2 protein-coding genes and 1 pseudogene are annotated in these 13927 nt (G+C 74.1%); all 3 read left to right on the top strand.

The annotated features are described in order from the left end of the window. Positions 1-27: 27 nt before the first annotated feature. Positions 28-3636, top strand: a pseudogene (locus tag ACIOGX_RS02660) (type I polyketide synthase); the annotation flags it as partial. A 144-nt stretch (positions 3637-3780) separates the two neighbouring features. After that, complete coding sequence (locus tag ACIOGX_RS02655) at positions 3781-4272, top strand: phosphopantetheine-binding protein (RefSeq protein WP_401910507.1); 492 nt, start codon at positions 3781-3783, stop codon at positions 4270-4272. Between the two features lie 44 nt (positions 4273-4316). Continuing rightward, the gene (locus ACIOGX_RS02650) at positions 4317-13925 is read left to right on the top strand and encodes a type I polyketide synthase (RefSeq protein ID WP_401909672.1); all 9609 of its coding nucleotides are present in this window, start codon (positions 4317-4319) and stop codon (positions 13923-13925) included. The last annotated feature ends 2 nt before the right edge of the window (positions 13926-13927 follow it).

Genomic DNA, 13927 nt, shown 5'->3' with positions numbered 1-13927 from the left:
GAAAAGTACAGCCTTGACACCCATACGATCCGGCACGGAGAGGTGTCCGAGGCCCGACTTTCCCTAGGGGTGTGCAACGTCATGACGATCGGAGCCGACGAAGACCCGGTAGTGGTCGTCGGGATGGCCTGCCGCTGTCCGGGAGGCGTGCGCTCCCCCGAGGAGCTGTGGGACCTGGTCCTGACGGGCCGTGACGCGATCTCCGGCTTCCCGGCGGACCGCGGCTGGGACCTGGACGCGCTGGCCGGTGAAGGACCGGGCCGCAGTGTGACCCGCCACGGCGGATTCCTGCACGACGCCGCCGACTTCGACGCCGGGTTCTTCGGCATGTCGCCCCGCGAGGCCGTGTCCACGGACCCGCAGCAGCGGCTGGTGCTCGAAACCTCCTGGGAGGCCGTCGAACGGGCCGGGATCGACCCGTACGCGCTGAACGGCAGCCGTACCGGCGTGTTCGTCGGCACCAACGGCCAGGACTACGCCACCGTCACCCAGCGGTCCGGGGAAGACCTGGCGGGCCACGCCATGACCGGGCTCTCACCCAGCGTCGCGTCCGGACGGCTCGCCTACACCCTCGGCCTCGAAGGACCGGCGGTCACCGTCGACACCGCTTCCTCCTCCTCGCTGGTCGCCCTGCACTGGGCGGCGCGCTCCCTGCGCGCGGGGGAGTGCTCGATGGCGCTGGCCGGCGGCGTCACCGTGATGTCCACCCCCGTGGGGTTCGTCGGCTACTCCCGGCAGGGCGGGCTGGCCCCCGACGGCCGCTGCAAGGTGTTCTCCGACGACGCGGACGGCACCGCCTGGGCCGAGGGCGTCGGCATCGTCGTACTGGAACGCCTCTCCGACGCCCGCGCCAAGGGCCACCCCGTACTCGCCGTCATCCGCGGCAGCGCCACCAACCAGGACGGCGCCTCCAACGGCCTGACCTCCCCGAGCGGCCGGGCACAGGAGGACGTCATCCGCCGGGCGCTCGCCGACGCGGGCCTCTCCGGAGCCGACATCGATCTCGTCGAGGCACACGGCACCGGTACGAAGCTGGGCGACCCGATCGAGGCACAGGCGCTGCTCGCCGCCTACGGGCGCGACCGTACCCCCGGGCGCCCGCTGCGGCTCGGCTCCCTCAAGTCGAACATCGGGCACGCCCAGGCGGCGGCCGGGGTCGTGGGCTTCATCAAGACGGTGATGGCCATGCGGCACGGGCTGATGCCGCGCACGCTGCACGTGAACCGGCCGACCACCCAGGTGGACTGGTCGGGCGGCGCCGTCGAGCTGCTGACCGAGCCGGTCGCGTGGAACGCGGACGGCCGGCCCCGGCGTGCGGGCGTGTCGTCGTTCGGGATCAGCGGCACCAACGCGCATCTGATCGTCGAACAGGCCCCGGACGCGGACGGACAGGCCCTGAGCGCGGGCGGGCAGGCCCTCGACGCGGGCGAATCGGTCCCGTCCGCTTCCGTACCGGGCACCACGCCCGCCGTGGTGCCGTGGCTCGTCTCGGCCAGGACGGAGGCGGCGCTGAAGGACCAGCTGGCCCGGCTCACGGACTTCGTGGCGGGCGCCCCCGGCCTCCCACCGGCCGACATCGGATACTCCCTGGCGACCGGCCGGGCCGCGCTGCGGCACCGGGCCGTACTGCTCGCGGACGGCCGGGGCGTCACGGAAGCCGCCCGGGGCGAGGCGGGCGACGGCACCACCGCGATCCTCTTCCCCGGCCAGGGCAGCCAGCGCCTGGGCATGGGGCGCGAACTGTACGCGCGCTTCCCGGTCTTCGCCCGCGCCCTCGACGAGGTGCTGGCCGAGCTGGACGGACATCTCGACCGGCCGCTGCGCACGGTCATGTGGGGCGACGACCCGGAGACGCTGAACCTCACCGGCTGGACCCAGCCCGCGCTGTTCGCCGTCGAGACGGCGCTGTTCCGGCTGGTGGAATCCCTGGGCGTGCGCCCCGCCGTGGTCGGCGGCCACTCGATCGGCGAGATCGCGGCGGCCCATGTCGCGGGGGTGTTCTCGCTCGCCGACGCCTGCCGGCTGGTCGCCGCGCGCGGCGCCCTGATGCAGGCACTGCCCCCGGGCGGCGCCATGATCGCCGTACAGGCCGCCGAGGACGAGGTCCTTCCGCTGCTCGCGGACCGCGCGGACCAGGTCTCCCTCGCCGCCGTCAACGGACCCGCGTCCGTCGTCGTCGCGGGCGAGGAGAGCGCCGTAGCGGAGATCGCCGCGCACTTCACCGGGCAGGGCCGCAGGACGAACCGCCTGTCGGTGTCCCACGCCTTCCACTCGCCGCTGATGGAGCCGATGCTCGACGGCTTCCGGCGCGTCGTGGACACGCTCACCTTCCACGAGCCGGCCGTACCGGTCGTCTCGAACCTCACCGGCGAACCAGCCGGCGCGCGGCTGCTGTGCACCCCCGACTACTGGGTGCGGCATGTACGCCACGCCGTGCGCTTCGCCGACGGCATCAGGGCGCTGCGCGACGAGCACGTGGACGTCCTGCTGGAACTGGGGCCCGGAAGCGTGCTCTCCGCGATGGCCAAGGACAGCCTCGGCGAGGCCGCCCGGCGCATGACCGTCGTACCCGCGCTGCGCAAGGACCGTACGGAGGAAGCCGCTCTCGTCGCCGCGCTGGGCGGGCTGCACACCGCCGGAGTCCCGGTCGACTGGCGGGCCTTCTACGCGGACACCGCCGCCCGCCGGGTGGACCTGCCCACCTATGCCTTCCAGCACGAACGCTTCTGGCCGGCCCCGCCGTCGGCCGGCGCGGGCAACGACGGCGCGGGCGCCACCGGACACCCCCTGCTCGGGGTCACCGTGGAACTCGCGGACGGCGAGGGCCTGGTGTTCACCGGCCGGCTCTCCACCCGCACCCACCCCTGGCTGGCCCAGCACGCGATCGCCGGGCGGATCACGCTGCCGGGAAGCGCCCTGCTGGAGCTGGCGATCCGGGCCGGAGACGAGGCGGGCTGCGACCGCGTCGAGGAACTGACCCTCACCGAACCGCTCGTCCTGCCCGAGCACGGCTCCGTACGGCTGCAAGTACGCCTCAGCTCGCCGGACGGCATCGGGTGGCGCGCCGTCACCGTCCACTCCAGGCCGGAGGGCGCCGTCCACCGGCCGTGGACCCGGCACGCGACCGGCGTCCTGACCCCGGTCCCGGGCGAGCCGCGCACCGTCGCCGACCTCGGCTTCGGCACGGGCGTCTGGCCGCCGGAGGGCGCCGAGCCGGTGGACCTGGCGGACCACTACGAACGCCTCGCCGACCTCGGCTTCGACTACGGCCCGGTCTTCCAGGGCCTGCGGGCGCTGTGGCGGCGCGGCGCCGAGACCTTCGCCGAGATCGCCCTGCCCGCCGAGGTGGCCGACGCGGAGGCGTACGGACTCCACCCCGCCCTGCTGGACGCGGCGCGGCACGCCGCCATGTCGGACGAGGGCGGTCTTCCCGACCGCTGGCGCGGCGTGTCCCTGCACGCCTTCGGGGCCTCCGCACTGCGCGTACGGCTCGCCCCGCGCGGCGACGGCGACGGCGGCGCCGGTGACGACAGCACCGGTGACGGCGGCGCGGTCCGTGAGCTGGAGCTGACCGCCGCGGACTTCTCCGGGACACCGGTGCTCACGGCCGAGACGCTGCGCGTACGGCCGCTGACCGCACGGGAGTTGCTGCCCGCCCCCGCGGCGCCCCGGAACGGAGCCCGTACCGAGTCCGCGGGCGCCCGCACCACCCGGCCACCGGCCGCCAGGCCGGGCGCGCGGGACGGAGATGTCCCCACCCTGGTCAAGCGGCTGGCGGAGATGCCCGAGGCCAAGCGGGCACGGTATCTGCTCGATCTCGTACGGACCGAGGCCGCCGCCGTGCTCGGCCACGGCGGCGCGGACGCCATCGGCGCCCGGCACGCCTTCAAGGAAATGGGCTTCGACTCGCTCGCGGGCGTCGAACTCCGCGACCGGCTCGGCCTGCTCACCGGCCGGGAGCTGCCGACCACGCTCGTCTTCAACTTCCCGACGCCCGTACGGATCGCCGATCACCTCGCGGCGCTCCTCACCGCGCCCGCCGCCCCGGCGACGGGCTCGGCGGACGACGAACTCACCAGATTCGAGGCGGTCATCCACTCGGTGTCGTCGGACGGCTGTGAACGCCAGGTGATCGCCGACCGCCTGGAGAAAATCATCTCCACCCTTCGGCAATCCACGCCCTCCGCACTGCGCACTTCCGGCGAGGACATCGAGACGGTGTCGGTCGACAGACTGCTCGACATCATCGATGAAGAGTTCGAAACCACATAGAGAATTGCTGCTTTCGTTCGCGACCCGATGATGAGGACGGACCGGTGCCAGAAGACCAGCAGGACAAAGTCGTCGACTACTTGAGGCGGGTCACTTCCGATCTCCGCCGCGCACGGCAGCGCATCGGCGAACTGGAGCTCAAGAACAATGAGCCCATCGCCCTTGTCGGAATGAGCTGCCGGCTGCCGGGAGGCGTACGTTCCCCGGAAGCCCTCTGGGAACTCGTCGAGTCCGGTGGCGACGCCATATCGGTATTTCCCGCGGACCGCGGCTGGGATCTCGACCGGCTCACCGGGACCGGCGAAGGAAACAGCGCCACCCACGAGGGCGGCTTTCTCTACGAGGCGGCCGAATTCGACGCGGGCTTCTTCGGGATCTCGCCGCGCGAGGCGATCGCCATGGATCCCCAGCAGCGGCTGCTGCTCGAAGTGACCTGGGAGGCCCTGGAGCGGGCCGGGATCGCCCCGGGCTCGCTGCGCGGCAGCCAGGCCGGCGTGTTCGTGGGCGCCTACCACTGGGGAGCGCCCTCGGCCGCCGCGGCCGGTGAACTCCAGGGACACGCGCTGACCGGCACCGCCGCCAGCGTGCTGTCGGGACGGCTCGCCTACACCCTGGGGCTCGAAGGACCCGCCCTCACGGTCGACACCGCCTGCTCGTCCTCGCTGGTCGCCCTGCACGTGGCGGCGCAGTCGCTGCGCAACGGCGAGTCCTCGCTCGCCGTCATCGGCGGCGTCACGGTACTCACCGAGCCCTCCGTCTTCGTGGAGTTCAGCAAGCAGGGCGGACTGGCCCCCGACGGACGGTGCAAGGCGTTCTCCGACGACGCGGACGGCACGGGCTGGGGCGAGGGCGTCGGCGTCCTCGTCGCGGAACGCCTCTCGGACGCCCGCCGCAACGGGCACCAGGTCCTCGCCGTGCTGCGCGGCTCGGCGGTCAACCAGGACGGCGCGTCCAACGGGCTCACCGCGCCCAACGGCCCTTCCCAGGAACGGGTGGTCCGTCAGGTCCTGGCGACGGCCGGACTCTCCCCGTCCGACGTGGACGCGGTGGAGGCGCACGGTACGGGCACGAGGCTCGGTGACCCGATCGAGGCGCAGGCGCTGCTGGCGACGTACGGCCAGGACCGCGACCCGGACCGTCCGCTGTGGCTCGGCTCGCTCAAGTCGAACATCGGCCACACGCAGGCCGCCGCGGGGGTCGCGGGCGTCATCAAGATGGTGATGGCGCTGCGCAACGGCGTGCTGCCCAGAACACTGCACGCGGAGAACCCCTCGTCGCACGTCGACTGGTCCTCCGGCGCGGTACGGCTGCTCACGGAGGCCGTCCGGTGGCCGGAGACCGGACGGCCGCGCCGCTGCGCGGTGTCGTCGTTCGGTATCAGCGGCACCAACGCCCACGCCCTGCTGGAGCAGGCCCCGGTCCCGGCGGAGGCGGAGGCGGCGGGAGACGGGGAAGACGCCCCGGTGCCCTTCGCGGGCCCCGCCGTGCCCTGGGTCGTGTCCGGCCGCGGTGAGGCCGCCGTACGCGACCAGGCGAGCGCGCTCGTGGCCCGGCTGGAGAGCGACCCGTCGGCGCGGCCCGCCGACGTCGGCCACTCCCTTCTCTCGTCGCGCTCGGTGTTCGAGAACCGCGCGGTCGTGGTCGGCGCGGACCGTGCCGGACTCCTGGACGGAGCACGGGCGCTGGGCACCGGCCAGGCATGGCCGGATCTCGTCTCGGGCCTGGCCGATGTCGAGGGCAGGACGGTGTTCGTCTTCCCGGGACAGGGCTCGCAGTGGGCCGGGATGGGCGCCGGACTCCTCGCGGAGTCACCCGTCTTCGCCCGGCGCATCGCCGAATGCGCGACCGCGCTGGGCGAGTTCGTGGACTGGTCGCTGGAGGATGTGCTGCGCGGGGCGCCGGACGCCCCGTCGCTGGAGCGGGTCGATGTGGTGCAGCCCGCGTCCTTCGCCGTGATGGTCTCCCTCGCCGCCCTCTGGCGCTCGTACGGCGTGGAGCCCGCGGCGGTCGTGGGCCACTCGCAGGGCGAGATCGCGGCGGCCGTCGTCGCCGGAGCACTCTCGCTGGAGGACGGCGCGCGGGTGGTCGCGCTGCGCAGCCAGGCGATCGGCCGCACCCTGGCCGGCCACGGCGGGATGATGTCCGTGCCGCTGCCCGCCGACGAGGTGGACAGCAGGCTGGAGACCTGGCCGGGCCGGGTGTCGGTGGCCGCCGTCAACGGGCCGCGCTCGGTCGTCGTCTCGGGTGAGCCCGGCGCCCTGGACGAGCTGTCGGCCGAACTGACCGCCGAGGACGTACGGGTCCGCCGGGTCGCCGTGGACTACGCCTCGCACTCCGCGCAGGTCGAGGACCTGCGCGACGAACTCCTCGACGTCCTGGCGCCGGTCCGCCCCCGCGCCTCCGACGTCCCGTTTTTCTCCACGGTGACCGGCGACTGGCTGGACACCGAGCGGATGGACGCGGGGTACTGGTTCCGCAATCTGCGGCAGCGCGTGCGGTTCGCCGAAGCGGTCGGCGATCTGCTGGCCGACGAACACCGGGTGTTCATCGAGGTCAGCTCGCATCCCGTACTGACCATGTCGGTACAGGACATGACCGAGGCCCACGGTGAACCGGCCGTCGCCACCGGCACGCTGCGGCGCGACCGGGGCGGCCTCTCGCGCTTCCTGCTCTCCGCCGCCGAGGTGTTCGTACGCGGCGTCGACGTCGACTGGGCCGGGCTCTTCGCCGGCACGGACGTCCGCCGGATCGATCTGCCCACCTACGCCTTCCAGCACGAGCGTTTCTGGAACATCCCCGCCGTCCTCGACCGGGTCGACGCCATCGACCCGCTGGACGCCGAGTTCTGGGCGGCCGTGGAGCGGGAGGACCTGTCCGCGCTCACCACGGCGCTGCGTACGGACGAGAATTCCGTGGCCGCCGTACTGCCCGCGCTCTCCTCCTGGCGCAGGTCCCGCAACGACCGCTCCACCGTCGACTCCTGGCGCTACCGCGTGACCTGGTCGCCGGTGGGCACCGTCCCGGCGCGGTCGCTGACCGGCGGCTGGCTCGTCGTCTCCGCCGCGGGCACCGACGACAGCGAGACCGTCGGCCTGCTGGAGGGCGCCGGAGCCGAGGTGACCCGGCTGGTCCTGGACGAGTCGTACGCGGACCGCGCCGTGCTCGCCGAACGGCTGGCCGGTATCGGTCAGTTGACCGGGGTCGGCCAGTTCGCGGGGGTCGTCTCGACGCTCGCCGCCGCCGAGGAGCGCGGCGCGCGCCACCCCGGACTGACGCTCGGCCTCGCGCTGACCGTCTCGCTCGTCCAGGCCCTGGGCGACGCCGGAATCGAGGCGCCGCTGTGGTTCCTCACCAGGGGCGCGGTCTCCACCGGCCGCTCCGACGCGCTCACCCACCCGGTACAGGCCCAGGTCGCCGGAGTCGGCTGGACCGCCGCCCTGGAACACCCACGGCGGTGGGGCGGCGTCATCGACCTGCCGCCGGCGCTGGACCGGCGCACCGCCGGACGCGTGGTCTCCGCCCTCGCGGGCGCGCTGGGCGACGAGGACCAGCTCGCCGTCCGTCCCTCCGGTGTCTTCACCCGCCGTATCGTCCGCGCCGGAGCCGGCGGACAGGGCCCCTCCCGTACCTGGACACCACGCGGCACGACACTGGTCACCGGCGGCTCGGGCACCCTCGCACCCGACCTCGCCCGCTGGCTCGCCGACCGGGGCGCGGACCATGTGGTGCTCGCCAGCCGCCGGGGCATGGACGCCCCGGGCGCCGCCGAACTGGTCGCGGAACTGGCCGCGTCGGGCACCGAAGCCGCCGCCGTCGCCTGTGATGTGACGGACCGCGACGCCGTCGCCGCGCTCCTCGCGGACCTCAAGGCGGAGGGCCGTACCGTACGCACGGTCATCCACACCGCCGCCGTCATCGAGCTGTACACCCTGGCCGAGACCACGATGGAGTCCTTCTCCGACGTCGTGCACGCCAAGGTCACCGGTGCCCAGCACCTGGACGAACTGCTCGACGACGAGGAACTCGACGACTTCATCCTCTACTCGTCCACCGCCGGCATGTGGGGCAGCGGCCACCACGCGGCCTATGTCGCGGGCAACGCCTACCTCTCCGCGCTCGCCGTCAGCCGCCGCGCCCGTGGCCTGCGCACCACCTCGGTGCACTGGGGCAAGTGGCCCGACGACATCGAGCGCGAGCTGGCCGACCCGCACCACATCCGCCGCAGCGGTCTCGCCTACCTCGACCCGCGGCTCGCGCTGGACGGGCTCGGCACGGTCCTGGACGACGACGAGACCGTCATCGGGCTCACGGACATCGACTGGGACACGTACTACCCGGTCTTCACCGCGGGCCGGCCCACCCGCCTCTTCGACGAGGTGCCCGAGGTCGCCCGTCAGCTCACCCGCGCCGAAGAACAGACCGGCGGACGGCCGGAGACGAGCGATCTCGCGGCGCGGCTGCACGAGCTGCCGGGCCCCGAGCAGGAGCGGCTGCTGCTCACCCTGGTCCGTACCGAAGCCGCCGCCGTCCTCGGCCACGCCTCCGCCGAGTCCTTCCCCGAGCGGCGCGCCTTCCGTGACATCGGCTTCGACTCCGTCACCGCCGTGGACCTGCGCAACCGCGTCGTCGCGGCCACCGGGCTGACCCTGCCGTCGACCATGGTCTTCGACTACCCGAACGCCGTCGCCCTGGCGGGCTACCTGAAGTCCGCCGCCCTGGGCGGTGGCCAGGAGACGGCCGTGGCGGCACGCACCACGCCCGCCGGGGCCGACACGGACGACGACCCGATCGCCATCATCGGCATGAGCTGCCGCTACCCCGGCGGCGCGGGCTCGCCCGAGGAACTGATCCGGCTCGCCCTGGACGGCGCGGACGTGATCTCCGAGTTCCCCGCCGACCGTGGCTGGGACGCCCGGGCGCTCTACGACCCCGACCCCGACCGGCAGGGCAGGACCTACTCCACCCAGGGCGGATTCCTGCACGAGGCCGCCGAGTTCGACCCCGGCTTCTTCGGCATCTCACCGCGTGAGGCCGTGTCCATGGACCCCCAGCAGCGCCTGCTGCTGGAGACCTCCTGGGAAGCCTTCGAGCGCGCCGGGATCGACCTGGACTCGCTGCGCGGCAGCGCCGCCGGCACCTTCATCGGCGCCAGCTACCAGGACTACTCGACCAGCGTGCAGAACGGCACCGAAGGCTCCGAAGTGCACATGGTCACCGGCACGGCGGCCAGCGTGCTGTCCGGCCGGATGTCCTACCTGTACGGGTTCGAGGGCCCGGCCGTCACCGTCGACACCGCCTGCTCGTCCTCGCTGGTCGCGATCCATCTGGCCTGCCAGTCGCTGCGCGGCGGCGAGAGCTCCCTCGCGCTGGCGGGCGGCGCGGCCGTCATGGCCACCCCGCACGCCTTCGTGGGCTTCAGCCGGCAGCGGGCGCTCGCGCTCGACGGCCGCTGCAAGCCGTTCTCCGAGGCCGCCGACGGCATGACCCTGGCGGAGGGCGTCGGTGTCGTCCTGCTGGAGCGGCTGTCGGACGCCCGGCGCAACGGCCACCGCGTCCTCGCCGTCGTCCGCGGCTCCGCCGTCAACCAGGACGGCGCGTCCAACGGACTCACCGCCCCCAACGGCCCCTCCCAGCAGCGGGTGATCCGCCAGGCCCTCGCCAACGCGGGACTGACGGGCGCCGAGGTCGACGCGGTGGAGGCGCACGGTACGGGGACGAAGCTGGGCGACCCGATCGAGGCGCAGGCGCTGCTGGCGACATACGGCCAGGACCGTGAGCCGGAGCGTCCGCTGTGGCTCGGCTCGCTCAAGTCGAACATCGGTCATACGCAGGCCGCCGCCGGAGTCGCGGGCGTCATCAAGATGGTGATGGCCATGCGCGCGGGCGTCCTCCCCGGAACGCTGCACGCCGACATCCCGTCCTCGCACGTCGACTGGTCCTCCGGCGCGGTGGAACTGCTCACCGGGCGGACCGCGTGGCCGGACGCCGGCCGGCCGCGCCGCGCGGGCGTGTCGTCCTTCGGGATCAGCGGCACCAACGCCCATCTGATCCTGGAACAGGCGCCGACGGCCGAGGCCGCGGCGGCCGACGGGGAAACGCCGGCGGACGGTGAGCCCGAGGACGAGCGCGTCGTGCCCTGGCTCGTCTCGGCCAAGTCCGAGGCGGCGCTGCGCGACCAGGCGGCCCGGCTGCTCGCCCTCGCCGACGCCGACCCCGGCCTCTCGCCCACCCGCGTGGGCTGGTCCCTGGCGACCACCCGCTCCGCCTTCTCCCACCGCGCGGTGCTGCTCGGCAGGACCCGCGGCGACTTCCTGCGCGCCCTCGAAGCGCTGGCCACCGAGCGCGCCGCGGCGGGCGTCGTCCACGGCACCGTCGGCGAGGCCTCGACAGGTCCCGTGTTCGTCTTCCCCGGCCAGGGCTCCCAGTGGTGGGGCATGGGCCGCGAACTGCTCGCGCGCTCCACGGTGTTCCGGGAGACCGTCGACGCCTGCGCCGGCGCGCTCGCCCCGTACATCGACTGGTCACTCCACGACGTACTGGCGGGAGAGGGAGACCCCGCGCTGCTCGAACGCGTGGATGTCGTCCAGCCCGCGCTGTTCTCGATGATGGTGGCGCTCACCGCGCTGTGGCGCTCGTACGGGGTGGAGCCCTCGGCGGTCGTCGGCCACTCACAGGGCGAGATCGCCGCCGCCCACGTGGCGGGCGCGCTGACCCTGGAGGACGCCGCCGCCGTCGTGGCCCTGCGCAGCCGGGCACTGCCCCGGCTCTCCGGCCTCGGCGGCATGATGTCGGTGGCCGCGCCCGTCGAGCGGGTGACCGCGCTGCTGGAACCGTGGGGCGAACAGCTCTCGGTCGCGGCCGTCAACGGCCCCTCCTCGGTCATCGTCTCCGGCGACGCCGGTCCACTGGACGAACTGCTCACCGCCTGCGAACACGAGGGCGTACGCGCCCGCAAGGTGTCCGTGGACTACGCCTCGCACGGCGCGCACGTCGAGGCCGTGCGCGACGAACTCGCCCGCGTGCTCGCACCGGTCCGCTCCGAGGCCCCGCGCGTGCCGTTCTACTCGACCGTGACCGGCGCCCGGCTGACGGACGCCGCGTTCGACGGCGCGTACTGGTACACGAACCTGCGCAGGACCGTACGGATGGAGGAGGCGACCCGGGCGCTGCTGGCCGACGGGCACCGCGTCTTCATCGAGATGAGCCCGCACCCGGTGCTGGCCGCCCCCATCCAGGAGACCCAGGAGACCGTGGCGGAGGCCGTCGCCGACTCCGCGGTGGTGCTCGGCACCCTGCGCCGGGACGAGGGCGACCTCAGGCGCTTCCTGGCCTCCCTCGCCGAGGCGCACACACACGGCACGGCGGTGGACTGGCGCGCGGCGTTCCCCGCCGGCGGTGCCGTCCCTGTCGAGCTGCCCACGTACGCCTTCCAGCGCCGCCGGTACTGGCCGGAGCCCCGGCCCGTCGCCGGGACAGGCGTCGGTGGCGGCGGTGGCACGGACGCGGACACGGCGTTCTGGGATCTCGTCGAGAGCGAGGACCTGGAGTCGCTGGCCGACGAACTCGGCGTCGGCGCCAACGGGGCGCGCTCCTCGCTCGGCGCCGTCCTGCCCACGCTGTCGGCGTGGCGCGCCAAGTCACGTGAGCGCTCCGCCGTCAACGCCTGGCGCTACCGCGTCGACTGGACCCGGCTGAACGAGCCGGGCGCCACCGCCACCGCCGGCCGCTGGCTCGCGGTGGTCCCGGCCGGCCACGCCGACGATGCCTGGATCTCCGCCACGCTGGCCGCGCTCGGCCCGGACACGGTCCTGTTCGAGGCGGAGGACGGGGCCGGGAACGGCGCCGACGGCGCCGACCGTGCCGCCTGGGCCAAGCGGATCACGGAACTGACCGCCGACGGGACGGAGTTCACCGGCGTCCTGTCCCTGCTGGCACCCGTCGAGCAGCGCCTCCAGGACCATGCCTCCGTGCCCGTGGGGCTGGCCCTGACGCTCACCCTCGTCCAGGCACTGGGCGACGCGGGACTCCGCGCCCCGCTGTGGTGCGCCACCCGGGGCGCCGTATCGGTGGGCCGGGACGACCGGCTCACCCGTCCCGTGCAGGGCGCCCTGTGGGGTCTCGGCCGGGTGGCCGCGCTGGAGCACCCGGACCGCTGGGGAGGTCTCGTCGACCTTCCCGAGACGCCGGACGCGCGGGCCGCGGCCCGGCTGACGGCCGTCCTGGCCGGCCTGGACGGCGAGGACCAGGTCGCCATCCGCCCGTCCGGGGTCTACGGCCGCCGCATGACCCACGCGGCGCCCACCGCCGACACCCCCCGGCGCCGCTGGCGGGGCCGGGGTACGGCACTGATCACCGGCGGCACCGGCGGCATCGGCGGCCGGGTCGCCCGCTGGATGACCGAACGCGGCGCCGAGCACGTGGTGCTGACCAGCCGTCGCGGCGAGGACGCGCCCGGCGCGGCAGCGCTCCGCGCCGAACTGGAGGAGCTGGGCGCCCGCGTCACCATCGCCGCCTGCGACGCCGCCGACCGCGACGCGCTGGCCGGCGTACTGGCCGCGATCCCCGACGCGTTCCCGCTCGCCTCCGTGTTCCACGCCGCGGGCGTGGCGGACGGCGACGCCACCGTCGAGTCGCTGACGCTGGAGCAGCTGGACGCGCTGATGCGGTCCAAGCTGACCGCCGCCCTGCATCTGCACGACCTCACTCGCGAACTCGACCTCGACGCCTTCGTCCTGTTCTCATCGGGCGCCGCGACCTGGGGCAGCGGCGGCCAGCCCGGCTACGCGGCGGCCAACGCGTTCCTCGACGCCCTCGCGGATCACCGCAGGGCCGAGGGCCTGACCGCCGCGTCCGTCGCCTGGGGCACCTGGGCGGAGGTCGGCATGGCCACGGTCGACGAGGTCCACGAGCGGCTGCGCCGCCAGGGCGTCATGCCCATGGAACCGGCACTGGCCATCGCCGCGCTCCAACGGATGCTGGAGGACGACGACACGGCCCTCACCGTGACCCTGATGGACTGGGAGCGGTTCACGCCCAGCTTCACCGCGACCCGGCCCAGCCCGCTGCTCTCCGGGATCCCGGAGGCGGGCCGGGCACTGGCCTCCGGCGAACCGCCGGCCGGCGACGGCGCACCGGCCGCCTCGCCGCTCAGGCAGCGGCTCGACTCGCTGCCCACGGCCGAACGCGACCGCGCGCTGCTCGAAGCGGTACGCGCGGAGGCGTCCGCGACGCTCGGCCACGACGCCGCCGACGCCCTCCCCGCCACCCGCGCCTTCCGCGACGTCGGATTCGACTCCGTGACCGCCGTCGAACTGCGCAACCGGCTGCGGACGGCCCTGGGCCTGCCGCTGCCCGCGGCCCTGGTCTTCGACCACCCGACCCCGGCCGCCCTCGCCCGGCACATCGGCTCGCTGCTCTTCGGAACCGGCCCCGGGCACGCCCACGAGAACCGCGCCGACGATCCCGACGCGGAGATCCGCGACGCCCTCGCCTCCGTTCCCATCAGCCGACTCCGTAAAGCGGGACTTCTGGACATGGTGCTCGAACTCGCCACCGCCGACGCCGCCGAGGCGACCCCCCAGGCCACCGACGGCGAGGACTCGCTCGACGACATGGACGCCGAAAGCCTGTTGCGGCTCGCCACCGAGATGTAGCC

Origin of the sequence: Streptomyces sp. NPDC088147, assembly GCF_044741565.1 — a bacterium.
In the GTDB taxonomy this organism is placed as follows: domain Bacteria; phylum Actinomycetota; class Actinomycetes; order Streptomycetales; family Streptomycetaceae; genus Streptomyces.
Note: the sequence above shows the minus strand (reverse complement) of the source record. Positions and strands in the feature narration are given on the sequence as shown.

Coding starts and splice junctions, on each gene's coding strand:
- ACIOGX_RS02655 (WP_401910507.1), top strand. CDS start 3,781: ATGCCCGAGGCCAAGCGGGCACGGTATCTGCTCGATCTCGTACGGACC.